Genomic DNA, 21,301 nt, shown 5'->3' on the forward strand with positions numbered 1-21,301 from the left:
CGATGGTCCGCTCCCCCGCCGCGCGGCGGGGGAGCGGACCATCGGCCGTGTCGCAGCCCTTGCCGTGGACCTCGGGAGGCCGCGGCCTCCCGTCCGGCTCAGCCGGCCTGCTGGAGCTGCGGCAGTACCTTGGTGCGGTAGAAGTCGAAGAAGCCGCGCAGGTCCGGGCCGATCTGGTTGACGTAGATCCGGTCGAAGCCCGCGTCGGCGAACCGGCGGAGCTCGGCGACATGCTCGTCCACGTCGTCGCCGCACACCCGGTTCTTCCGCACCATGTCCTCCGTGACCAGCGTCTGTGCCTGTTCGAAGTGCTTCGGTGACGGCAGCACCTGCCCCAGCTCGCCGGGCAGCTGTTCGTTCGCCCAGAGCCGGTGCACGGTGCGCACGCACGCGTCACGGTCGGTGCCGTAGCAGACCTTGGTGCCGCCGCTCACCGGCTTTCCGCCGCCCCCGCCCTTGCGGTACTGCTCGACCATCGGGGCCTCCGGCATCATGGTGATGTAGCCGTCGCCGACCCGGGCCGCCAGCTTGGTCGCCGCCGGACCGAAGCCCGAGATGTCGATCGGGACGGGCTCGTCCGGGACGGTGTACAGACGGGCGTTCTCCACCGTGTAGTGCGTGCCGTGGTGGTTGACCTCCTCGCCGCTGAACAGCCTGCGCATCACCTGGATGGACTCCTCCAGCATCTCCAGGCGGACGTGTGCGGGTGGCCAGTGCGCTCCGACGATGTGCTCGTTCAGGGCCTCGCCGGTGCCCACACCCAGCCGGAACTCCCCGGGCGACATCACCGCGCTGGTGGCCGCCGCCTGCGCCACCACCGCCGGGTGTGTCCGCACGGTCGGGCAGGTCACCGCCGTTCCCACCGGCAGGGACACCGCCTCGGACAGCGCGCCGATCACCGACCACACGAAGGGGCTCTGCCCCTGCGCGTCGTTCCACGGGTGGAAGTGGTCCGAGATCCACAGGGCCTGGAAGCCGGCCTGTTCGGCCATCCGCGCCTGCTCGATCAGCTCTGCGGGGCCGTACTGCTCGCACGAGAGGAAATAGCCGTACTCGGGCATGGGGGGTGCCTCCGCGACATGGGGTGGTTCGGGACGCGGGCCGGGTACCCGGGGGCCAGGGCGGAAACCGGCCGGACGTTTGGCGGTGCCCGCCAGGGGGACGCGGAAGTCTCCCGACGTACGCGACAGCGCCGGAGGCGAACCGTGAGTCGACCCCGCATAGTGATCGTCGGTGCCGGCTTCGCCGGATACCGCACGGCGCAGACCCTGTCCCGGCTGGCCAAGGGCCGCGCCGAGATTATCCTGCTCAACCCGACCGACTACTTTCTCTACCTTCCGCTGCTGCCCCAGGTCGCGGCCGGCATCCTCGAGCCGCGCCGGGTCACCGTCTCCCTCTCCGGCACCCTGCCGCACGTACGGCTGGTGCTGGGGGAGTCCGACCGCATCGACCTGGACGCGCGGCAGGTGCACTACACCGGGCCCGAGGGCGAGGGCGGCACCCTCTCCTACGACCGGCTGGTCCTCGCGGCCGGCAGCGTCAACAAGCTGCTGCCGATCCCCGGTGTCGCCGAGCACGCGCACGGCTTCCGGGGCCTGCCCGAAGCCCTGTACCTGCGGGACCACGTGACCCGTCAGGTGGAACTCGCCGCTGCCACCGACGACCCCGGGAGCTGTGCCTCCCGCTGCACCTTCGTCGTGGTGGGCGCCGGGTACACCGGCACCGAAGTCGCCGCGCACGGGCAGCTGTTCACCGACGCGCAGGTCGCGAAGCATCCCATGCGGACCGGAATGCGGCCGCGCTGGATGCTCCTGGACATCGCCGACCGGGTCCTGCCCGAGCTGGACGAACGGCTCTCGCGCACGGCCGACGGCGTGCTGCGCGAACGGGGCGTCGACGTGCGGATGGGCACCTCCGTGAAGGAGGCCACACACGAGGGAGTGCTGCTGACCGACGGGGAGTTCGTCGACACGCGGACGGTGGTGTGGTGCGTGGGCGTCCGCCCCGATCCGCTCGCCGAGTCCCTGGGGCTGCCCATGGAACGCGGCCGGCTGCTGGTCGACCCTCACCTGCAGGTGCCGGGCCGGCCGGAGGTGTTCGCCTGCGGTGACGCGGCGGCGGTGCCCGATCTGGAGAAGCCGGGGTCGTACACCCCGATGACCGCGCAGCACGCCTGGCGGCAGGGCAAGGTGTGCGGGCAGAACATCGCCGCGTCGTTCGGTGACGGTGAGCGGCGTGCCTACCGGCACAAGGACATGGGGTTCGTGGTGGACCTGGGCGGCGTCAAGGCCGCCGCCAACCCGCTCGGCGTCAACCTCTCCGGGGTGGCCGCGGGCGCGGTCACCCGCGGCTACCACCTCGCCGCGATGCCCGGGAACCGGGTGCGGGTGGCCGCCGACTGGCTCCTCGACGCCGTACTGCCGCGCCAGGCCGTCCAGCTCGGTCTCGTACGGTCCTGGTCGGTGCCGCTGGACACGTCGTCCCCGGAACTGCCACGCGTACCGGGCGGGCCGCGCCGGAAGCGGGAACCGGACCGGGAGTCGTCCCGGCCGGGCGCGGAACCGGCGCAGAGCCGATCGGGCGGTGAACCGGCAGGCAGCCGGCCGGGTGGTGAGCCGGCGAAGAGCCAGCCCGGGGATGAGCCGGCGAAGAGCCAGCCCGGGGGAGAGCCGGCGAAGAGCCAGCCCGGGGGAGAGCCGGCGAAGAGCCAGCCCGGGGGAGAGCCCGCGAGGGACCAGCCCGGGGGAGAGCCCGCGAGGGACCAGCCCGCCGCCGCGCCGCCGCTCGGGCCGGACGTCGCGCCCGGACCCGTCAGGCGTACCGACCGCTTTACCGAAGGAGACTCATGAACACCGGTGAACTCGTCGCTCTCGGGCAGCAGTTGCGCGTAGACAGTGTCCGCGCCGCGTCCGCCGCGGGCTCCGGGCACCCCACGTCGTCCATGTCCGCGGCGGACCTGATGGCCGTCCTGTTCGCCCGCCACTTCCGCTACGACTTCGACCGCCCCGACCACCCGGCCAACGACCGTTTCGTCCTGTCCAAGGGCCACGCCTCGCCCCTGATGTACGCCACCTACAAGGCGGCCGGCGCCATCGACGACGAGGAACTGCTCACCTTCCGGGAGAAGGGCAGCCGCCTCGAGGGACACCCCACCCCCCGGCAGTTGCCCTGGGTCGAGACGGCCACCGGCTCCCTGGGCCAGGGCCTTCCCGTCGGCGTCGGCATCGCGCTGGCCGGCAAGCGGCTGGACCGCACCGGCTACCGGGTCTGGGTGCTGTGCGGGGACAGCGAGCTGGCCGAGGGCTCGGTGTGGGAGGCGGCCGAGCAGGCCGCGTACGAGAACCTCGACAACCTCACGGCGGTCGTGGACGTCAACCGGCTGGGCCAGCGCGGCGCCACCCGGCACGGTCACGACCTCGACGCCTACGCCCGCCGCTTCCAGGCCTTCGGCTGGCACACGGTCGAGGTGGACGGCCACGACGTGGACGCCGTCGACCGCGCCTACGGCGAGGCGCTCTCCACCAGCGGCCAGCCCACCGCGATCATCGCCCGCACCCTCAAGGGCAAGGGCGTCGGGTCGGTCCAGGACCGCGAGGGCCTGCACGGCAAGCCGCTGCCGGAGGCCGAGGAGGCCATCGCCGAACTCGGCGGCCCGCGCGACGTCCGCCTGCGGGTGCAGGCACCGGCGCCGCCCGACGGGGCGCCGGCCGGCCGGCGGACCGGGACCCCGGATCTGCCCCGCTGGGACAAGGGCGAGGAGGTGGCCACCCGCAACGCCTTCGGAGAGGCGCTGACCGCCCTCGGCACCGCCCGTGACGACGTCGTCGCCCTCGACGGAGAGGTCGGCGACTCCACCCGCGCGGAGTTCTTCGCCAAGGAACATCCCGAGCGCTACATCGAGTGCTACATCGCCGAGCAGCAGATGATCGCGGCCGCGGTGGGCATCGCGGCGCGCGGCTGGACGCCGTACGCGTCCACCTTCGCGGCGTTCCTCACCCGCGCCCACGACTTCATCCGCATGGCGGCGGTCAGCGGCTCCGGCCTCGGCCTCGTCGGCTCGCACGCCGGCGTCGCCATCGGCCAGGACGGGCCCAGTCAGATGGGTCTGGAGGACCTGGCGATGATGCGCGCGGTGCACGGCTCGACCGTGCTGTACCCGTGTGACGCCAACCAGACGGCACGGCTGGTCGCCGCGATGGCCGACCTCGACGGCATCCGCTACCTGCGCACCTCGCGAGGCGAGAGCGCGGTGATCTACGGCCCCGACGAGGAGTTCCCGGTCGGAGGAGCCAAGGTGCTGCGCTCCTCCGGCAGCGACCGGCTCACCCTGGTCGCCGCGGGCGTCACCGTGCCCGAGGCGCTCGCCGCCGCGGAGGCTTTGGAGGGCGAGGGCATCGCCGTACGGGTGATCGACCTGTACTCGGTGAAGCCGGTCGACCGCGAGACCCTGCGCGCCGCCGCCGAGGAGACCGGCTGTCTGATGACGGTCGAGGACCACCACCCCGAGGGCGGCCTCGGCGACGCGGTGGCGGAGGCCTTCGGCGACGGACGCCCCGTACCGCGCCTGGTGCGCCTCGCCGTACGGAACATGCCGGGGTCGGCCTCTCCGGAGGAGCAGCTGCACGCGGCCGGTATCGACGCCGCGTCGATCGCGGCGGCCGGCCGGCTGCTGGTGGGGGAGGCGGTCGTGTCGTGAGCGGCGACGGGTCGCGCACCGTACGGGCCGGCCGCCGCACCGTGGAGATCCACCGGCCGGACAAGGTGCTCTTCCCCGGGGGCGCGGGCGTCCCCGAGTACACCAAGGGCGACCTGGCCGACTACCACCTGGCCGTCGCCCCGTACATGCTGCCGCACCTGCGGGGCCGTCCGCTGATGCTGGACCGGCGCCCGGACGGCATCGGCGGCCCCACGTTCATGCAGAAGAACACCCCGGAGGGCTACCCCGGCTGGATCACCCGCGCCGAGGTGGCGAAGGAGGGCGGCACGGTCACCCACACCGTGTGCGACAGTGCCGCCACCCTCCTCTTCCTCGTCGACCAGGCGAGCATCACCCTGCACCGCTGGCTGTCCCGCACCCGCCGGACCGGCCACCCCGACCGGCTGGTGTTCGACCTCGACCCCTCGGGGGACGACTTCGGGACGGTACGGGACGCGGCGCGGCTGCTGGGGGAGCTGCTGGAGGAGCTGAACCTGCCCTCGGCGCTGATGACCACCGGCTCCCGGGGCCTGCACGTGATCGTCCCGCTGACCGGGAACCACGACTTCGAGGACGTCCGCGCCTTCGCCCGCGAGGTCGCCGAGACCCTCGCAGGCGCCCACCCCGACCGGCTCACCACCGCGGCCCGCAAGAAGGACCGCGGCGACCGGCTCTACCTCGACATCCAGCGCAACGCCTACGCGCAGACCGCGGTCGCGCCCTGTACCGTCCGCGCACTGCCGGGCGCCCCCGTCGCCGTGCCCGTCTCCTGGGACCAGCTGGACGATCCGGAGCTGCACGCCCGCCGCTGGACCATCGCCGACGCCGTCGAACAGGCCCGCACCGACCCGTGGGACGGCCTGCTGAGCCGGGGACGCGCGCTGGGTCCGGCCCGGCGCAGGCTGGCGGGGCTGCGGGACTGAATCCGGGAGCACGGGAGCGGCCGGGGTGCCACCCGGCCGTGGCAACCGGGTGAGTGCGGGGAGGTTTGGCGAACAGACTTGCGGCCACACGGAGGGGGAGGTGGCCATGTCGAACACGAAGAACACCGAAGAGTCACAGGGTTCACGGGAGTCCCGGGAAGCACGGGAATCCCGCGGCTCCCAGGACGAACCGAGGTCGCGCAAGCAGACCGACGACAACAGAAACACGAAACGCCCGAGCCCGATGCAGGTGCTGCGCGAGGCGCGCGGACAGCTCGCGGAGCTCACCGGGATGGAAGCCGAGTCCGTGTCGTCCTTCGAGCAGACGGAGGAGGGCTGGGCGCTGGAGGTCGAGGTTCTCGAACTCGAGCGCGTGCCCGACACGATGAGCCTGATGGCGAGCTACCAGGTGGAGCTGGACCCGGACGGGCAGCTCACCGGTTACCGGCGGGTCCGCCGCTACGAGCGGGGACGAGCCGACGCGCGCGGCTCCGGCCGCTGAGCCGCCCGGGCGGACCCGGCCCGTGACCACAGACACAAGGAGGGATGTCCGGCATGACAGTTGTACCGGCACAGCAGTCCGGCGGTGGAGGCGGCAGCAGCGGCCTCTACGACGTGCTTGAGCTTGTCCTGGACAGGGGGCTCGTCATCGACGCATTCGTGCGCGTGTCCCTGGTCGGTATCGAGATCCTGAAGATCGACGTTCGTGTCGTCGTCGCCAGCGTCGACACCTATCTCCGTTTCGCCGAGGCGTGCAACCGCCTCGACCTCGAGGCCGGGCCGCGCAAGAGCCCGGGCCTGCCCGAGATCGTCGGCGAGGTCACCGAGTCCGGTGCCCGCGGCAAGTCCAAGGGCGCTCTCTCCGGTGCCGCCGAAACCATCTCCGACGCCTTCAAGCAGTCGCGTGAGGAGGGCTCCGAGCGCGAGACCGAGTCCCGTCCGCGGGCCCGCAAGAGCACGGCCGCCCGCCGGAAGGAGGAGCAGGAGTGAGCACCTATGTCTACGGCATCACGGCGGCGTCGCACCCGGCACTGCCCGAGGGCATGGGAGGGGTCGGTGATCCGGCGCGTCCGGTGCGCGTCCTGAGGCAGGGCGAGCTGGCGGCCGTCGTCAGCGACGCCCCGGAGGGACTGCGTCCCAAGCGCAGGGAGCTGCTCGCCCACCAGAACGTGCTCAGCGAGATCGGCGCGGCCGGCTGTGTGCTGCCCATGCGGTTCGGCAGCGTCGCCCCGGACGACGACTCCGTCACCGGCGTCCTCGACGAGCGTGCCGAGCACTACCTCGAGCGGCTGCAGGCGCTGGACGACCGGGTCGAGTACAACGTCAAGGCCAACCACGTCGAGGAGGCCGTACTGCACCACGTGATGGCCGGCAACCCGGAGATCCGCGCCCTCGCGGAGGCCAACCGCCAGTCCGGCGGTGGTGGTTACGAGGACAAGATCCGGCTCGGCGAGATGGTCGCCGCGGCGGTCAAGGCCAAGGAGTCCGAGGACGGCACCGCGCTGGAGAACGCCCTGGAGGGGGCCGCCGACGCCGTGAGCGTGGGCCCCGAGTCCACGGGCTGGCTCGCCAACGTCTCATACCTGGTGAAGCGGGAGGCCGCGGAGGAGTTCCTGGCCGCGGTGGAGCAGGTCCGCAAGGACATGCCCCACCTCGACGTACGTCTGAACGGTCCGCTTCCCCCGTACAGCTTCGTCGAGCCCGGTCCGGCCGAGCCGGCGGGGACGTCCGCGGGTGGGGCGGAGACCGGAACGAGGTGACGTGATGGGCCTGATCTCGGAAGTGCTGCTGCTGCCGTTCGCACCGGTGCGGGCAGGCGGCTGGGCCATCGGGCAGGTGGTGCAGGAAGCGGAACGCATCTACTACGACCCTGCCACGATCCGCGCCGAGCTGGCCCGCCTGGAGGAGCAGTTGGAAGCCGGAGAGATCACCGAGGAGGAGTTCGACCGGCAGGAGGACGAGCTCCTCGACCGGTTGGAGACCGCGACGCGCACGGGTGCGGGCAGCGGGGACGGGACGGCACGATGAATCGAATGGGAATGGGCCTCGCGATCGGGGCCGGATATCTCCTCGGACGGACGAAGAAGCTCAAGATGGCGGTCGCCGTCGGCGGGCTGGTGGCGGGCAAGAAGCTGAATCTGAGCCCGCGGATGGTCGCCGATCTGCTGTCCCGGCAACTGCGCGACAACCCGCAGTTCAAGGAGCTCGGCGATCAGTTGCGCGGCGATCTGCGCGGGGTCGGCAAGGCCGCCTCCGGTGCGCTGGTCGAGCGGCAGCTCGGCTCGCTCGCCGACCGGCTGCACGGCCGTACCGCCGAGATGCGCGAGGAGCTGAGCGGCGGCGGCCGGCGGGACCGGGCGCAGGACGCCGAGGACGCCGAGGACGCCGACGGGGAACCGGAGGACCGCGAGGACCGCGAGGACGCCGAGGACCGCGAGGAGGAGCCGGCTCCCGAGCGGCCGGCGAAGAAGGCCGCCGCCAAGAAGGCGCCGGCGAAGAAGGCCGGGCCGGCGAAGAAGGCCGCGGCCAAGAGGACGGCTCCCGCCAAGAAGGCGGCCGCCAAGAAGAGCGCGCCCGGCCCCCGGGCCGAGCGTCCCCGTACGTCGAAGGGAGGCGGTGAGCGATGACCGAGACCCTCGGAAAGGCCGGCTCCGCCGCGCGCGACGGAGCGAACGGGGCCACGGACGGCGCGACGAAGAACCCGCTCGCCGACATCGCCCACAGCGAGGCCGCGGACCGGCTGAAGTCGGAGCTGCAGGAGTACCTCGCGGCCCAGGCCACCCGCATGCTGAGCGGCCTCGGCCACAAGCTCGGCGACACCACGAACAAGCTCAACGACATCGCCGAGGGCAACAGCCCGGGTTTCGCCAAGATCGCCGCCGACGGCGGCCGCAAGCTCGCCGAGGGCAAGGGGCCGCTGCGCAGCGCCGTGGAGGTGGGTGCCTCGCAGGCGAAGGACAAGGTGAAGGACGCGTTCAAGGGTCTGGGAGGCGGCAAGGGCAAGCGCAAGCGCTCGTCCGGCAGCAAGCCCACCGTCATCATGGAGCACATCGACGTCGGGGTGCCGCTGCGCACGGCCTACGACCAGTGGACCCAGTACCAGGACTTCAGCACCTTCGCCAAGGGCGTCAAGAGCGCCGGCAAGGCCGACGACACCACGTCGGACTGGCAGGCGAAGATCTGGTGGTCGAGCCGAAGCTGGAAGGCGCAGACCACCGAGCAGGTCCCCGACGACCGCATCGCCTGGACCTCGGAGGGCGCCAAGGGCTCGACGAAGGGCGTCGTCTCCTTCCACAGCCTCGGCGACAACCTCACCCGGGTCCTGCTGGTCATCGAGTACTACCCGTCGGGCTTCTTCGAGAAGACCGGCAACATCTGGCGCGCCCAGGGCCGCCGCGCCCGGCTCGACCTGAAGAACTTCGCCCGCTTCATCACCATCAAGGGCGAGGCCGAGGACAGCTGGCGCGGTGAGATCCGCGACGGCGAGGTCGTCCGCAGCCACGAGGACGCGCTGGCCGAGGAGGAGGAAGCCGACTCCGGTGAGGGCGAGGCTTCGGAGGACGAGCACCGCGACGACGAGGCCCCGGACGACGAGTACGGCGAGGACCGGGAGTACGAGGACGAGGAGGAGCCCGGCACGGAACCCGAGGACTCCGAGCCCGAGGATTCCGAGGACTCCGAGGAGGAGTACGAGCCGGAGTCCGGGGAGGAGCCCGCCGGCGAGTACGACGAGGACGAGTACCCGGAGGAGGAGTACGAGGACGAGGACACCGAGGCCGAGGCCGGGGCGGATGAGCCCGAGCCGGAGCCCGAGGACGAGCGCGACGAGAGCCGGAGCCGCCGATGACCACCCCCAGCCGGCTCCCCGATCCCTATGGACAGGGCGGCGGCGCCAATCTCGCCGACATCCTGGAAAGGGTGCTGGACAAGGGTGTCGTGATCGCGGGTGACATCCGGATCAACCTGCTCGACATCGAACTGCTCACCATCAAACTGCGCCTGGTCGTCGCCTCCGTCGACAAGGCGAAGGAGATGGGCATCGACTGGTGGGAGTCCGACCCGGCGCTCTCCTCCCGAGCCCGCCGTGACGAACTCACGAGGGAGAACGCGGAGCTGCGTGAGCGGCTGGCCCGGCTGGAGGAACTGGGACTGGAGTCCCGCAGCGCACAGGAGGAGAGCCCGTGACCGGACTGCGGTACGTCTACGCGGTCTGCCGCCCCTTCGGCACGCCGCTCCAGTCGCAGCTGACCGGAGTCGGCGGCGATCCGCCCCGCCTGCTGCCGCACGGGGACCTGGTGGCGGTCGTCAGCCATGTGCCGGAGGCGGACTTCGCGGAGGAGCCGCTGCGCGCGCATCTGGAGGACCTGGACTGGCTGACCGGTGTCGCCCGCGCCCACCAGGGCGTGATCGACGCGCTCACCACCGTCACCACCCCGCTGCCGCTGCGGCTCGGCACCGTGTTCCGCGACGACAGCGGGGTGCGGACGATGCTGCAGGGGCGGGAGGAGGGCTTTCTGCGCACCCTGGACCGGCTGGAGGGCCGGGTCGAGTGGGGCGTCAAGGTGTTCATCGAGGCGGAGCCGGCGCCGGAGACGCCCGCCACGCCGTCGCCGAAGCCGGCGTCCGGCCGGGACTACCTGCGGCAGCGCCGTATGCAGACCAGGTCGCAGGACGACCTGTGGCAGCAGGCCGAGACCTTCGCGACCCGGCTGCACGAGACCCTCTCCGGGAGCGCCGACGACTCCCGGCTGCACGCGCCGCAGAACCCGGCGCTCTCCGGCGCCTCCGGACGCAATGTGCTCAACGCCGCGTACCTGGTGCCCCGGGTGAGGTCGGAGGAGTTCGTGGAGCAGGTGGACCGGACGAAGGACGGGGCCCCCGGCATCCGCGTCGAACTCACCGGACCCTGGGCGGCCTACTCCTTCGCCGGCGAGGAATCGGCGGGGAAGGAGGGCGTGTGACCGTCGTCGAACGCCGCGAGATAGCCCTGGTGGACCTGCTCGACCGGCTGCTGGCCGGCGGAGTCGTCATCAAGGGCGACATCACGTTGCGCATCGCGGACGTCGACCTGGTCCGTATCGACCTCAACGCACTCATCAGCTCGGTGAACGCGCAGGTCCCGTCCCCCTTCGAGGAGTCACCGTGACGACCGCCCCCGACCCCGACCACCCCGTCGAGCCGCACGGCGGCCGGCGGGGGCGGCTCGACCTGGAGCCGGACACGGTCGAACGTGATCTGATCAAACTGGTGCTCACCGTCGTGGAGCTGCTGCGCCAGCTCATGGAACGGCAGGCGCTGCGCCGGTTCGACGAGGGCGATCTGAGCGAGGAGCAGGAGGAGCGGGTCGGGCTGACCCTCATGCTGCTCGAGGACCGGATGGCGGAACTGCGGAACCGGTACGGGCTGCGGCCGGAGGACCTGAATCTGGACCTCGGACCGCTCGGACCCCTGCTTCCCCGGAACTGAGCCCCCGGTCACCGGGCGTCCACCGCGCCGGCAGCCGGGTTCCCCGGGACCGTGGTGTCCCGGGGAACCCGGCTGCCGGCCGTGCTCAGGGCTCCTTGCGGCAGAGGAGCTGCGCATGCAGCACGCCGAACCAGCCGTCCTCCCGCTCGCCCCACGCGCGCCACGCCGCGGCCGTCTTCCGCAACTGTTCGGCGGTGGCGTGGCCTCCTTCGACGGCGCGCTCGGCGTACGCCGACGCCACGGTGCGGTCCGCCCACAGCCCGCTCCACCAGGACCGCTCCTCGGCGGTCGAGAAGGTCCAGGTGTCCGAGCCGGCGGTGATGTCGGTGAACCCCGCGGCAAGCGCCCAGGACTTCAGCCGCCGCCCGGCGTCCGGCTCGCCCCCGTTGGCCCGTGCCACCCGCCGGTACAGGTCCAGCCAGTCGTCCATGCCGGGCGACGGCGGGTACCAGGTCATCGCCGCGTAGTCCGAGTCCCGTACGGCGACGAGCCCGCCCGGCGCGGTCACCCGGCGCATCTCGCGCAGCGCCCGGACGGGATCACCCACGTGCTGGAGCACCTGGTGGGCGTGGACCACGCCGAACGAGTCGTCCGGGAAGTCCAGTGCGTGCACGTCCCCCGCGGCGAAGTCCATGTTGGTCAGTCCCCGTTCGCGGGCCACCGCCCGGGCCTGCTCCAGGATCCGCGGCTCCCGGTCGAGACCGGTGACGTGGCCGTCGGGGACGAGCGCCGCGAGGTCGGCGGTGATGGTGCCCGGCCCGCACCCGACGTCCAGGATCCGCGTACCGGGCTCCAGCGCCCCGAGGAGGTACGCCGCCGAGTTCTCCGCGGTCCGCCATGTGTGCGACCGCAGTACCGACTCGTGGTGCCCGTGGGTGTAGACGGCGGTCTCCCGTGCTTGTGGCATACGGGCCCACCCCTTCCGCTCTCGTCGCTCGTTGGAGAACGCTCACGCTACCCGCACCACCCGCATGATGAGACCCGCGTTTCACATACTGGACACGCGGTCTCCCTTGATCGGTTTGCCACCCGCGTCGGCGACCCCGCACAATCCCCACCATGGGCCACCTGGAAGCAGCACATCTCGAGTACTACCTCCCCGACGGGAGGGCCCTCCTGGGCGATGTGTCCTTCCGGGTCGGAGAGGGCGCGGTGATGGCCCTGGTGGGCCCCAACGGCGCGGGCAAGACCACCCTGCTGCGCCTCCTCGCCGGCGAACTCACACCGCACGGCGGATCCGTCACCGTCACCGGCGGCCTCGGCGTCATGCGCCAGTTCGTCGGCTCCGTCAGGGACGAGACGACCGTACGCGACCTGCTCGTCTCCGTCGCCACACCCCGGATCAGGGAAGCGGCGCACGCCGTCGACCGGGCCGAGCACGCCCTCATGACCGTCGACGACGAGGCCGCCCAGCTCGCCTACGCGCAGGCCCTGGCCGACTGGGCCGAAGCCCGCGGCTACGAGGCGGAGACCCTGTGGGACATGTGCACCACGGCCGCGCTCGGCATCCCGTACGAGAGGGCGCAGTGGCGCCAGGTCCGCACCCTCTCCGGGGGCGAGCAGAAGCGGCTGGTCCTCGAGGCGCTGCTGCGCGGCACCGATCAGGTCCTCCTCCTCGACGAGCCCGACAACTACCTCGACGTACCCGGCAAACGCTGGCTGGAGGAACGGCTCGGGGAGACCCGCAAGACGGTCCTGTTCGTCTCCCACGACCGGGAACTCCTCGCCCGTGCCGCCCAGCGCATCGTCTCCCTCGAACCGGGCCCCGCCGGCGCCGACGCCTGGGTGCACGGCGCCGGCTTCGCCACCTACCACGACGCGCGGCGCGAACGCTTCGCCCGCTTCGAGGAACTGCGCCGGCGCTGGGACGAGAAGCACGCCCAGCTGAAGAAGCTCGTACTGAACCTGCGCCAGGCCGCCGCCAACAGCCCGGACATGGCCTCCCGCTACCACGCCGCCCAGACCAGACTGCGCAAGTTCGAGGAAGCGGGCCCTCCACCCGAGCCGCCCCGCGAGCAGAACATCACCATGCGCCTGAAGGGCGGCCGCACCGGCGTCCGCGCGGTCACCTGCGAGAACCTGGAACTCACCGGCCTCATGAAGCCGTTCGGCCTGGAGGTGTTCTACGGCGAGCGGGTCGCCGTGCTCGGCTCCAACGGCTCCGGCAAGTCGCACTTCCTGCGGCTGCTCGCCGGGGACGACGTGGCCCACACCGGCGGGTGGCGCCTCGGCGCCCGCGTGGTGCCCGGCCACTTCGCGCAGACCCACGCCCACCCCGAGCTGGAGGGCCGCACCCTCCTGGACATCCTGTGGAAGGAACACGCCCAGGACCGCGGAGCCGCCATGTCCCGGCTGCGCCGCTACGAACTCACCGGCCAGGCCGAGCAGACCTTCGAGCGGCTCTCCGGCGGCCAGCAGGCCCGCTTCCAGATCCTCCTGCTGGAGCTCCGGGGTGTCACGGCCCTGCTGCTGGACGAGCCCACCGACAACCTCGACCTGGAGTCCGCCGAGGCACTGCAGGAGGGCCTGGAGGCCTTCGAGGGCACGGTCCTCGCGGTCACCCACGACCGCTGGTTCGCCCGCTCCTTCGACCGCTACCTGGTCTTCGGTGAGGACGGCCACGTCCGGGAAACCCCGGAACCGGTCTGGGACGAACGCCGCGTGGCCCGCTCCCGCTGACCCCCTCAGGGGCGCGGGGACCGCGCGAACGGGGGTCTGGGGGCGAAGCCCCCAGGACGGGAAGGGACGGGAAGGGGCGGCGGGAGCGCAGAAACCCGTGCTCCCCCACTCCCACCTCACCAGCGCAGCAATGCTCCCAGCCCGCCGGCAGGGGCGTCCTGCGGAGGCCCCGCCGCGTCGACCGCCAGCGCGGGCGCATCCGTGGCGACCACCGACCGGATCAGCGCGTCGTCCGCCCGCGCCGCCCAGGAGTTCTGCTCACCCAGCACCTTCAGCTCGGTGCGCCGCACGGCCAGCTGGTCCGGATCCTCACCGATCCACACCTCCCGGTGCGCGTCCGGCCCGTCCGGCCGGATCAGCAGTTCGCCGATCCGGTGCTCCCGCGCGGCCTCCACCAGCGCGGGCACCCCCTCCACCGCCCCGGCGCGACCCTCGTCGCCGCTCCCACGGGCGGCGAGGAACCGCTCCAGCTCGGCGGCGGCGCGACCGTGGACGTGCTCCGCACGGATCCGCTCGACGTCGTCGTCGAGCAGCCTGCTGCCCGCGCCGTGCGAAGCCTCGGCGATCAGATCGTGCAGCCGCTGCGGAAGCCGCTCGCGCACCGCGCGCCGCTCACGGTCGTCACCGACCAGGATCAGCAGATCGGCACCGGTCTCCTCCTGGCAGACCGCGAGCGCGTCGGCGATCTCCGCCGCGTTGTGCTCCCAGGTGTTCTCCACCCGCAGCTGGAAGTGCCGCTCCGACCAGTCCGCGGAGGCGGTCCGGTGCAGCGGCCACTGTCGCCCGGTGACCCCGCCGGCGTCGTCGCGGCCGAGGGCACTGCGCAGTTCGAAGTCCGCACCCCTGCGGTCCACGTAGGCGACCACGCACACCGGGTCCTCACCGGCCAGCTCCAGCAGCGGTGCCACCCGGGGCAGCGGAGCCCACGTGGCCCAGTCCCGCTCGGGGGACCGGGCCAGCGGCGGGTCGAGGACGACCTCGCCGTCCCGGGCGAACAGGGCCCGGCCACGCGGTTCGCCGGAGGGCCGCAGCTCCTCGACGGCGCGCTGCACCGCCTGGCAGGTCGCCTCGTCCGCACCCTGGCCGGCCAGCTCCCGTGCCATCGCGCGGGCCGTCAGCTGCCGTTCCTGGGCGGTGTTCTCCGTGTGCCGGGAGGTGTCGACGTATACGGAGGCCCAGGGGCCGGGACGTTCGTAGAGTGGATTCAGGAATGCGAGTTCCATGGTTCCCTCCCGGTTGCCGTGCGGGTAGTGCTCGTGCCGCCGGGCGGGTACCCGGAGCCCATGGACGCACACGACGAACGGGGCACCACGATGACCGGAGTCGAGCCGGACCGCCTGGACGACCAGCAGCTCATGAAGGAGCTGGAGACCATCCACCGCACGCGCCACGACACGCTGCTGTACGGCTCCAACGGCGCGCTGCGGGCCCACAACGACCGGATGGCGCAACTGGAGGGCGAGTATCTGCGCCGCAACCCGCGCCGCCCGGTGGCCGCGGGCCGCACCCGTGAGGGGGCCCGCGAGCGGAGCGCCGCGAACGCGACGGTACCCACAACTCCGGGAACCTGACCGCGGGCGCCGGGCGCGACGCAGGCCTCCGGCACGGAGCCGGGTGCACCTCACCCGGCCACCGGACCGCGCCGCCACCCCCTGCGACCCCCTGCGACCCCGTCCGCCGGGGACCTGCCTCCGGCCCTCCGGCCACCTGATGCGGTGATGCGTGATGCGGGCAACCGGACCGCGTGTACCGGCCGCACGGACCGCGTGCCACCGCCGCCGCACATGCCGCAGGGGCCCGCGTCCGCGCGAGCCCCTGCGGCATGTGCCGGGCCGTAGGACGTGACGGACGTCAGCCCGCCTCCGCCGCGAACACCTCCAGGTACGTCTCACAGAACGCCTTCAGATCGTCCGGCTTGCGGCTGGTGACCAGTTTGTTCGACCCGTGGTCGCAGATCTTCACCTGCTCGTCGACCCAGGTCCCGCCGGCGTTGCGGACGTCGGTCCGCAGGCTGGGCCAGCTCGTCAGCTCCCGGCCGCGTACGACGTCGGCCTCGATCAGGGTCCACGGGGCGTGGCAGATCGCGGCGACCGGACGGCCCTGTTCGAAGAAGTCCCGCACGAACGCCACGGACTTCTCGTCCATGCGCAGGAAGTCCGGGTTGGCCACCCCGCCCGGCAGCACCAGTCCGCCGAAGGAGTCCGCCGAGGTCTCGCCGACGACCTCCTGCACGGGGAAGGTGTCCGCCTTGTCGAGATGGTTGAACGCCTGGATGCTGCCCGACTGTGTGGACACGAGCACGGCCTCGTGACCGGCGTCCACGGCCGCCTGCCACGGCTCGGTCAGCTCCACCTGCTCGACACCCTCGGGTGCGGTCAGAAATGCGATGCGCATGATGCTTCCCACGTTCCTTTCGTCAGTGTTCCGCGGCTCGTCGGTGTTCCGCGGCGGTCGTACGCGGCTCCCGTACAGGGCGCTGCGGCCGGGGCCCGCCGGTGCCGGCACCACGCCCGGCCGCCCGCGGGACGGCCCGGACGCGACACCGCGGACCGGCCGGTCACGCGGTCTCCGTCTCCCGGGTCCCGGTCAGCGCTTCGGCCAGTTCCTGCACGTTGCCGTAGCGGGCCTGGCGCGGCAGCCGCTCCAGCGCCTCGATCAGTGCGTCGGGGGCGTGCCGCCGGTCCAGGGCGCGCATCAGCTCGCGCGGGCCGGCGGGAAACGTCCCGCGGGTCAGGGTCCTGGCCAGTTCCAGCCGGACCGACTCCAGTGATGTCGGGCCGCGGCCCGGTGTCACCGGGCCGCGGGCGACCTCGGGGTCGTCGTCGGCGAACGGCTCCGGGTCGTTCCACTCCTCGGTGCGGGTGGGGTGCCCGGACCTGAGCAGGCCCTGCAGTTCGTGCTTCATCTCGTCGTCACGGTGGACGCTGAGCCGGTCACTGCCTCGCTGCATGTCTCCCTCCAGATCCTTCGGGGGTCCGCACCGCGTACCCGGCGAGCGGAGGCCGACACGGGGTTCGGGCAGTGGATCGTCATGGCCCGGGGTTTGGCCCCGGGGCCCGGGGAGACCCGAGGGGAGACACCCCCCACGAGCCTCTTTGGGAAAGGTCCGGCGATGGCGGTGCTCGCCCTGCTCGTCCCGTCCTTCATGCTCGGTGTGATCCTTTTGCTGGGCCGCTACGAAGACTTCCTGCTGCCGCCCGTGCAGCCACCTGAGGAACCCGCCGAACCCGGGCTCGGAAGTTTGCGACGGTGACGCGGGGGCACGCGCGGGTGAAGTGCTTCGGACAGGAGGCACGTCCGTGGAAGCGGCCCGGTGCCGCAGCGGGCGCACCTGTTCCCCTGCCGGTGCGCCCTCCCGCGGTGACGTCCCCGAGCACCTCCGAGGGAGAGGCGACGCACCATGGCGATCCGAGCGACCGCGAAGCGCCACCCGCACGACGACGCCCCCGACACCGCGGCCGCCTTCCGCAGGCTCGCCGCACTGCCCGACGGTGAGGAACGCGACGCGCTCCGCGACGAGATCGTCGAGGCCTGGCTGCCCATGGCCGACCGTCTCGCCGGCCGGTTCCGCAGCCGCGGCGAGAGCTTCGACGATCTGCGCCAGGTCGCCGCGCTGGGGCTGGTGAAGGCAGTCGACCGGTACGACCCCGGGCTCGGCAACGCCTTCGAGAGCTATGCCGTGCCGACCGTCACCGGCGAGATCAAGCGGCACTTCCGCGACCACATGTGGACCGTGCACGTACCGCGCCGGGTGCAGGAACTGCGCAACCGCGTCCGCGCTGCCTCCCAGGACCTCTCCCAGAGCATCCCCGGGCGGGCCCCGACCGTGGCCGAGATCGCCGAGCACGCCGGTCTCGGCGAGGAGGACGTACGCACCGGTCTGGAGGCGCTGGAGAGCTTCAGCGCGCTGTCTCTGGACGCCGCGCTGCCGGGCAGCGACGACGGCTACTCGCTGGGCGACGTCCTCGGGGCGCCCGATCCGGCGCTGGCCACCGTGGTGGACCGCGAAGCCGTCAGGGACCGGCTGGCCGCGCTGCCGGAGCGGGAGCGGACCATCCTCTACATGCGCTTCTTCGGCGACATGACCCAGAGCGGCATCGCCGAGGAGCTGGGCATCTCGCAGATGCACGTCTCCCGGCTGATCAGCCGTTGCTGCGGCCGGGTCCGGGAGCAGGTCATGAGCGACTCCGACGAGGACTGACGGGCCTGTTCACCCGCTCGGGTGCGCGGGGGCCCGCCATTGGTGTCCGGCCGCGCGCGGCGCGGTGACGGGCGGGCTGTGATGGCTGTGGGGCAACCGATCGCCGTGTCCCGCCGTCGCTCGAAGGAGCCCGCACCATGCGTCGCACCGCCCGTGCCCTGTCCCTCGCCGCCGTCGCCGGTACGGTCCTCGGCGCGCTCGCCCCGGCCGCGTGCGCGGGGACGGCGCCGGGCGGCGGACCGTCGTGGGGCACGGCCTCCCACTCGCCCTGCCCGGAGCCCGGCGGGCACGGCCGGGAAGGGTACGCGCCGCACAGCGCCCAGCCGGGCACGGCCGACGGCGAGGTCCCGGGACCGGAGGTCCTGGAGGCGGAGCCCCCCGGAGAGGAGGCCCTCGGCGAGAGCCTCGAGGGCGAGCTCCTCGATCCGGAGGCGATGATCCCGGACGCCGTCCCCGAGGACGCCGAGATCCCGCCCCCGGCGGGCGACGAGGCCGCGTCGCAGGCCCGGGAGCCCGGGACCACGGATCCGAGGACCGCCGGCCCGAGCACCGCCGAACCGGAGCCGCTGGACCCGGCCCCCGTGAAACCCGCCCCCGTGAAACCCGCCCCCGTACAACCGGCACCCGTGGAACCCGAACCGGTGAAGCCGAAGCCCACCGCGTCCGGCAGCGCTCACTGCGTCCCCGCCTCCGCCCCCGCCCACCAGGGCGTCGACGCGGGCGGGGGCGGTGCCTTCACCGACTCCGTGCCCGCCCTCGCCGCGGGCGGCCTGCTGATCGCGGGCGCGTTCGGCGCCGCCGCCCACCGCCTGTACCGGGACCGCACCACCCGCACGGACGCCTGACACCGGCCGCCCGGGGTTGCGGGCCGCGCGACCATGACCGGCACCCATGACACGCGGCACGCTGGGTACTGACTGGCCGAGGGCCGCACGAGCGGTCACGGGAGGACAGGCGTACGCCACCGGAGTACCAGGGACTGCGCGGAGGCAGGCATGCGGCAGACGGATCCGGAAGGCCACGGTCCCGTTCGTTTCGGGCCGCCGGACCCCGAGGACGGGCTCCCCGTCCTGCCCCAGCTGTCCGCCCATCTGGCCGCGGCGGCGTCCCGGGCCGGCGCCGAGCCGGTCGGCGGCGGCCCCGCCCTGCTGGACGCCGCGTGCGGCTACGGCGACCGGCGGGGGCTGCCCGCCGGCCCCGACCGGGTGGCCGTCGCCCCCGGCGCACCCGCCCTGCTGGTGGCGCTGACCGCCGCCATCGGCGGCGACATCCTCGTGCCCCGCCCCTGCGCCGCGTGGTGGGCCCCGTACGCGCGGCTGCTGCGCAGGCCCGTCTTCCACGTGCCGACCCCCGCCGAGAGCGGCGGTGTGCCCGACCCGTACGCCCTGCTGGAGACCGTCCGCCGGATGCGCGCCGAGGGTGGCGATCCGCGGCTGCTGGTGCTCTCCGTCGCGGACGACCCCACCGCGACCGTCGCCCCGCCCGAACTGCTGCACGAGACCGTGGAGGCGGCCGTCGGCGAGGGCCTGCACCTGGTCAGCGACGAGACCTGGCGCGGCACCCTGCACGACCCGCACGGCACGGTGCTGCTCAGCCCCGCCGAGATGCTGCCCGGCCGGGTCACCGTCGTCACCGACCTGGTCGGCGCCCTGCTCCCGCCCGGCTGGCCCGCCGCGGTGGCCCGCTTCCCGGCGGGCGAGGAGGGAAGCGCGCTGCGCGCGCGCGTGCTCGACGTGCTCACCGCCCTCGACGCACGGGTCGCCGCGCCGGTCGCCGCGGCGGCGGTGTACGCGCTGTCCGAGCCCGAACCGGTCACCACGCGGGTCGCCGACTCCGTACGTCTGCACGCGCTGCTGGCCGCCGCCGCGCACCGTGCCGTGGTCGCCGCCGGCGGGGTGTCCCGGCCGCCGTCCTGCGGCCGCCACCTGTACGTCGACCTCACACCGCTGGCGCCGGCGCTCGCCGCGCACGGAGTGGGCGACGCCCAGGAACTGGAGGACTTCCTCACCGCCCGGCTGGGCATGCCCGCCCCGGGCGGCCACCGCTTCGGCGACGACCTCGAAGCACTCCGGGTGCGGTTGTCCACCGCCCCCCTGCTGGGCGGGGCCGCCGGCCCGCGCGAGGAGTGCCTGCGCTCGCCCGACCCTCTGCAACTGCCGCATGTGCAGCACGCGCTGACCCACCTGACCTCGGTCTTCGACGATCTTCGTGACGACGCTCGGCGACGGGAGTCCCCTCGATGACGCAGCGGCCCGGGCCGACCGGGAGAACCACCACGACCCCCGCCTCCAAGGAGGCCCCACCGGAAACCGACAGCCCGGGATCCGGCCCCCCGTCCCCCTCCGCGCGTCCGTACCCGCCGCCGGCCGCGCCCCGGCCGCTCGCCGAGCACCGGGTGTGGCCGCGCGCCTTCCACGACCGGCTGACGGCTCCGCTGCCCGGCCTGAAGGCCCTCGCCCGCTTCGCCCGCGAGGGCGCCGTGCGGCCCACCCCGGACGGCCTCGCCGACATCCCCCGGCTGCCCTTCGCCCCCGGCCCGCTGCCCCGGGTGGACGCCCGTACGGTCGCCGTGACCTGGGCGGGGCACGCCAGTTGGGTGCTGCGGATCGGCGGGCTCACCGTGCTCACCGACCCGGTCTGGTCCCGCCGCATCCTCGGCACCCCGGCCCGGATCACTCCCGTCGGCGTCGCCTGGGAGGCGCTGCCGCGCGTGGACGCGGTCGTCATCAGCCACAACCACTACGACCACCTGGACGCCCCCACCCTGCGCCGGCTCCCGCGCGGCACGCCGGTCTTCGTGCCGGCCGGGCTCGCCCGCTGGTTCCACCGCCGCAGGTTCACCCACGTCACCGAGCTCGACTGGTGGGAGGCCGCCGAACTGGGCGGCGTCCGCTTCGACTTCGTCCCCGCCCACCACTGGTCCAAGCGGACCCTCACCGACACCTGCCGCTCCCTGTGGGGCGGCTGGGTGCTCACCGACCCCGAGGGCCGGCGCGTTCACTTCGCCGGGGACACCGGCTACGGGCACTGGTTCTCCCGGATCGGCCGCCGCTACCCGGGCATCGACCTGACCCTGATGCCCATCGGCGCCTACGATCCCCGCTGGTGGCTGGCCGACGTCCACTGCGACCCGGAGGAGGCCGTCCGCGCCGCCCAGGATCTCGGGGCGCGCCGCATGGCCCCGATGCACTGGGGCGCGTTCGTGCTCTCCGCGGAGCCGGTTCTGGAGCCCCTGCTCCGGGTACGCGCCGCCTGGGAGCGAACCGGGCTGCCCCGTGAGAACCTCTGGGACCTCCCGGTGGGCGCCTCCCGCGTCCTGGAGTGACCCGCCTTCCC

General features: G+C 73.2%; 25 protein-coding genes. 20 read left to right on the forward strand and 5 right to left on the reverse strand.

All coding sequences use genetic code 11. The annotated features are described in order from the left end of the window. Positions 1-98: 98 nt before the first annotated feature. A complete protein-coding gene (locus HTV45_RS25310; RefSeq protein ID WP_215208185.1) occupies positions 99-1,061 on the reverse strand; it encodes an LLM class F420-dependent oxidoreductase in 963 nt (320 codons plus the stop codon). Between the two features lie 144 nt (positions 1,062-1,205). Here HTV45_RS25310 and HTV45_RS25315 point away from each other — a divergent pair, with 144 nt between their 5' ends. The 13 genes from HTV45_RS25315 (at position 1,206) to HTV45_RS25375 (ending at position 11,085) form a co-directional block, all read left to right on the forward strand. Beyond that, entirely contained in the window at positions 1,206-2,849 is a 1,644-nt protein-coding gene (locus tag HTV45_RS25315) for an FAD-dependent oxidoreductase (protein WP_308309750.1), read from the forward strand. After that, positions 2,846-4,696 carry a transketolase gene (locus tag HTV45_RS25320; protein ID WP_215208186.1) on the forward strand — a complete coding sequence of 617 codons (1,851 nt, stop codon included), beginning with the start codon at positions 2,846-2,848 and terminating at the stop codon, positions 4,694-4,696. Before HTV45_RS25315 ends, HTV45_RS25320 begins: the two co-directional genes overlap by 4 nt. Next, positions 4,693-5,619 (forward strand): non-homologous end-joining DNA ligase, encoded by a 927-nt coding sequence (gene ligD / locus HTV45_RS25325; protein WP_215208187.1) that lies wholly within the window; start codon positions 4,693-4,695, stop codon positions 5,617-5,619. Before HTV45_RS25320 ends, ligD begins: the two co-directional genes overlap by 4 nt. 106 nt (positions 5,620-5,725) lie before the next feature. Beyond that, the gene (locus HTV45_RS25330) at positions 5,726-6,121 is read left to right on the forward strand and encodes a gas vesicle protein (RefSeq protein ID WP_215208188.1); all 396 of its coding nucleotides are present in this window, start codon (positions 5,726-5,728) and stop codon (positions 6,119-6,121) included. A 53-nt stretch (positions 6,122-6,174) separates the two neighbouring features. Further along, positions 6,175-6,609, forward strand: a complete 435-nt coding sequence (locus HTV45_RS25335) for a gas vesicle structural protein GvpA (RefSeq protein ID WP_215208189.1) — start codon at positions 6,175-6,177, stop codon at positions 6,607-6,609. Continuing rightward, positions 6,606-7,379: a GvpL/GvpF family gas vesicle protein gene (locus tag HTV45_RS25340; RefSeq protein WP_215208190.1), complete on the forward strand. Its 774-nt coding sequence runs from the start codon at positions 6,606-6,608 to the stop codon at positions 7,377-7,379. Before HTV45_RS25335 ends, HTV45_RS25340 begins: the two co-directional genes overlap by 4 nt. A gap of 4 nt (positions 7,380-7,383) precedes the next feature. Next, positions 7,384-7,647: a gas vesicle protein GvpG gene (locus HTV45_RS25345; protein WP_215208191.1), complete on the forward strand. Its 264-nt coding sequence runs from the start codon at positions 7,384-7,386 to the stop codon at positions 7,645-7,647. After that, entirely contained in the window at positions 7,644-8,246 is a 603-nt protein-coding gene (locus HTV45_RS25350) for a DNA primase (protein WP_215208192.1), read from the forward strand. Before HTV45_RS25345 ends, HTV45_RS25350 begins: the two co-directional genes overlap by 4 nt. Then, positions 8,243-9,466: an SRPBCC family protein gene (locus HTV45_RS25355; RefSeq protein WP_215208193.1), complete on the forward strand. Its 1,224-nt coding sequence runs from the start codon at positions 8,243-8,245 to the stop codon at positions 9,464-9,466. The genes HTV45_RS25350 and HTV45_RS25355 overlap by 4 nt, the downstream gene beginning before the upstream one ends. After that, on the forward strand, positions 9,463-9,804 hold the full coding sequence (locus HTV45_RS25360; protein ID WP_215208194.1) for a gas vesicle protein: 342 nt from the start codon (positions 9,463-9,465) through the stop codon (positions 9,802-9,804). Before HTV45_RS25355 ends, HTV45_RS25360 begins: the two co-directional genes overlap by 4 nt. After that, entirely contained in the window at positions 9,801-10,580 is a 780-nt protein-coding gene (locus HTV45_RS25365; RefSeq protein ID WP_215208195.1) for a GvpL/GvpF family gas vesicle protein, read from the forward strand. Before HTV45_RS25360 ends, HTV45_RS25365 begins: the two co-directional genes overlap by 4 nt. Continuing rightward, positions 10,577-10,765 carry a gas vesicle protein gene (locus HTV45_RS25370; RefSeq protein ID WP_103544850.1) on the forward strand — a complete coding sequence of 63 codons (189 nt, stop codon included), beginning with the start codon at positions 10,577-10,579 and terminating at the stop codon, positions 10,763-10,765. Before HTV45_RS25365 ends, HTV45_RS25370 begins: the two co-directional genes overlap by 4 nt. Continuing rightward, on the forward strand, positions 10,762-11,085 hold the full coding sequence (locus HTV45_RS25375) for a gas vesicle protein K (protein WP_215208196.1): 324 nt from the start codon (positions 10,762-10,764) through the stop codon (positions 11,083-11,085). The genes HTV45_RS25370 and HTV45_RS25375 overlap by 4 nt, the downstream gene beginning before the upstream one ends. Before the next feature lie 85 nt (positions 11,086-11,170). On the opposite strand, the gene HTV45_RS25380 is transcribed toward HTV45_RS25375, so the two are convergent. After that, on the reverse strand, positions 11,171-11,992 hold the full coding sequence (locus tag HTV45_RS25380) for a methyltransferase domain-containing protein (RefSeq protein WP_215208197.1): 822 nt from the start codon (positions 11,990-11,992) through the stop codon (positions 11,171-11,173). 152 nt (positions 11,993-12,144) lie between these two features. Here HTV45_RS25380 and HTV45_RS25385 point away from each other — a divergent pair, with 152 nt between their 5' ends. Beyond that, positions 12,145-13,764: an ABC-F family ATP-binding cassette domain-containing protein gene (locus tag HTV45_RS25385; RefSeq protein WP_215208198.1), complete on the forward strand. Its 1,620-nt coding sequence runs from the start codon at positions 12,145-12,147 to the stop codon at positions 13,762-13,764. A 116-nt stretch (positions 13,765-13,880) separates the two neighbouring features. On the opposite strand, the gene HTV45_RS25390 is transcribed toward HTV45_RS25385, so the two are convergent. Further along, the gene (locus tag HTV45_RS25390) at positions 13,881-14,987 is read right to left on the reverse strand and encodes a Vms1/Ankzf1 family peptidyl-tRNA hydrolase (RefSeq protein ID WP_215208199.1); all 1,107 of its coding nucleotides are present in this window, start codon (positions 14,985-14,987) and stop codon (positions 13,881-13,883) included. Between the two features lie 60 nt (positions 14,988-15,047). On the opposite strand from HTV45_RS25390, the gene HTV45_RS25395 reads away from it, so the two are divergent. Then, entirely contained in the window at positions 15,048-15,335 is a 288-nt protein-coding gene (locus HTV45_RS25395; protein ID WP_215208200.1) for a DUF6158 family protein, read from the forward strand. Positions 15,336-15,615: 280 nt separating this feature from the next. Here the strand turns inward: HTV45_RS25395 and HTV45_RS25400 are convergent, their stop codons facing one another. Next, positions 15,616-16,158 carry a type 1 glutamine amidotransferase domain-containing protein gene (locus HTV45_RS25400; RefSeq protein ID WP_215208201.1) on the reverse strand — a complete coding sequence of 181 codons (543 nt, stop codon included), beginning with the start codon at positions 16,156-16,158 and terminating at the stop codon, positions 15,616-15,618. A 163-nt stretch (positions 16,159-16,321) separates the two neighbouring features. Beyond that, positions 16,322-16,714 (reverse strand): DUF2795 domain-containing protein, encoded by a 393-nt coding sequence (locus tag HTV45_RS25405; RefSeq protein WP_215208202.1) that lies wholly within the window; start codon positions 16,712-16,714, stop codon positions 16,322-16,324. A gap of 162 nt (positions 16,715-16,876) precedes the next feature. Here HTV45_RS25405 and HTV45_RS25410 point away from each other — a divergent pair, with 162 nt between their 5' ends. The 5 genes from HTV45_RS25410 (at position 16,877) to HTV45_RS25430 (ending at position 21,290) form a co-directional block, all read left to right on the forward strand. Further along, positions 16,877-17,017, forward strand: coding sequence for a hypothetical protein (locus HTV45_RS25410; protein ID WP_215208203.1), 141 nt, complete (start codon positions 16,877-16,879; stop codon positions 17,015-17,017). Between the two features lie 147 nt (positions 17,018-17,164). Next, positions 17,165-17,965 (forward strand): RNA polymerase sigma factor SigF, encoded by an 801-nt coding sequence (locus HTV45_RS25415; RefSeq protein WP_215208204.1) that lies wholly within the window; start codon positions 17,165-17,167, stop codon positions 17,963-17,965. A gap of 137 nt (positions 17,966-18,102) precedes the next feature. Beyond that, entirely contained in the window at positions 18,103-18,810 is a 708-nt protein-coding gene (locus HTV45_RS25420; protein WP_215208205.1) for a hypothetical protein, read from the forward strand. Positions 18,811-18,960: 150 nt separating this feature from the next. Next, the gene (locus HTV45_RS25425; protein WP_215208206.1) at positions 18,961-20,208 is read left to right on the forward strand and encodes an aminotransferase class I/II-fold pyridoxal phosphate-dependent enzyme; all 1,248 of its coding nucleotides are present in this window, start codon (positions 18,961-18,963) and stop codon (positions 20,206-20,208) included. Continuing rightward, a complete protein-coding gene (locus tag HTV45_RS25430) occupies positions 20,205-21,290 on the forward strand; it encodes an MBL fold metallo-hydrolase (RefSeq protein WP_215208207.1) in 1,086 nt (361 codons plus the stop codon). Before HTV45_RS25425 ends, HTV45_RS25430 begins: the two co-directional genes overlap by 4 nt. The last annotated feature ends 11 nt before the right edge of the window (positions 21,291-21,301 follow it).

This window comes from Streptomyces sp. CHD11, from assembly GCF_018638295.1.
GTDB lineage: Bacteria > Actinomycetota > Actinomycetes > Streptomycetales > Streptomycetaceae > Streptomyces.

Bases quoted from the DNA above. Each gene is read 5' to 3' on its own strand.
- HTV45_RS25310 (WP_215208185.1), bottom strand. From the start codon at position 1,061: ATGCCCGAGTACGGCTATTTCCTCTCGTGCGAGCAGTACGGCCCCGCA.
- HTV45_RS25320 (WP_215208186.1), top strand. From the start codon at position 2,846: ATGAACACCGGTGAACTCGTCGCTCTCGGGCAGCAGTTGCGCGTAGAC.
- HTV45_RS25330 (WP_215208188.1), top strand. From the start codon at position 5,726: ATGTCGAACACGAAGAACACCGAAGAGTCACAGGGTTCACGGGAGTCC.
- HTV45_RS25335 (WP_215208189.1), top strand. From the start codon at position 6,175: ATGACAGTTGTACCGGCACAGCAGTCCGGCGGTGGAGGCGGCAGCAGC.
- HTV45_RS25345 (WP_215208191.1), top strand. From the start codon at position 7,384: ATGGGCCTGATCTCGGAAGTGCTGCTGCTGCCGTTCGCACCGGTGCGG.
- HTV45_RS25350 (WP_215208192.1), top strand. From the start codon at position 7,644: ATGAATCGAATGGGAATGGGCCTCGCGATCGGGGCCGGATATCTCCTC.
- HTV45_RS25355 (WP_215208193.1), top strand. From the start codon at position 8,243: ATGACCGAGACCCTCGGAAAGGCCGGCTCCGCCGCGCGCGACGGAGCG.
- HTV45_RS25360 (WP_215208194.1), top strand. From the start codon at position 9,463: ATGACCACCCCCAGCCGGCTCCCCGATCCCTATGGACAGGGCGGCGGC.
- HTV45_RS25380 (WP_215208197.1), bottom strand. From the start codon at position 11,992: ATGCCACAAGCACGGGAGACCGCCGTCTACACCCACGGGCACCACGAG.
- HTV45_RS25385 (WP_215208198.1), top strand. From the start codon at position 12,145: ATGGGCCACCTGGAAGCAGCACATCTCGAGTACTACCTCCCCGACGGG.
- HTV45_RS25390 (WP_215208199.1), bottom strand. From the start codon at position 14,987: ATGGAACTCGCATTCCTGAATCCACTCTACGAACGTCCCGGCCCCTGG.
- HTV45_RS25395 (WP_215208200.1), top strand. From the start codon at position 15,048: ATGGACGCACACGACGAACGGGGCACCACGATGACCGGAGTCGAGCCG.
- HTV45_RS25400 (WP_215208201.1), bottom strand. From the start codon at position 16,158: ATGCGCATCGCATTTCTGACCGCACCCGAGGGTGTCGAGCAGGTGGAG.
- HTV45_RS25405 (WP_215208202.1), bottom strand. From the start codon at position 16,714: ATGCAGCGAGGCAGTGACCGGCTCAGCGTCCACCGTGACGACGAGATG.
- HTV45_RS25410 (WP_215208203.1), top strand. From the start codon at position 16,877: ATGGCGGTGCTCGCCCTGCTCGTCCCGTCCTTCATGCTCGGTGTGATC.
- HTV45_RS25415 (WP_215208204.1), top strand. From the start codon at position 17,165: ATGGCGATCCGAGCGACCGCGAAGCGCCACCCGCACGACGACGCCCCC.
- HTV45_RS25420 (WP_215208205.1), top strand. From the start codon at position 18,103: ATGCGTCGCACCGCCCGTGCCCTGTCCCTCGCCGCCGTCGCCGGTACG.
- HTV45_RS25425 (WP_215208206.1), top strand. From the start codon at position 18,961: ATGCGGCAGACGGATCCGGAAGGCCACGGTCCCGTTCGTTTCGGGCCG.
- HTV45_RS25430 (WP_215208207.1), top strand. From the start codon at position 20,205: ATGACGCAGCGGCCCGGGCCGACCGGGAGAACCACCACGACCCCCGCC.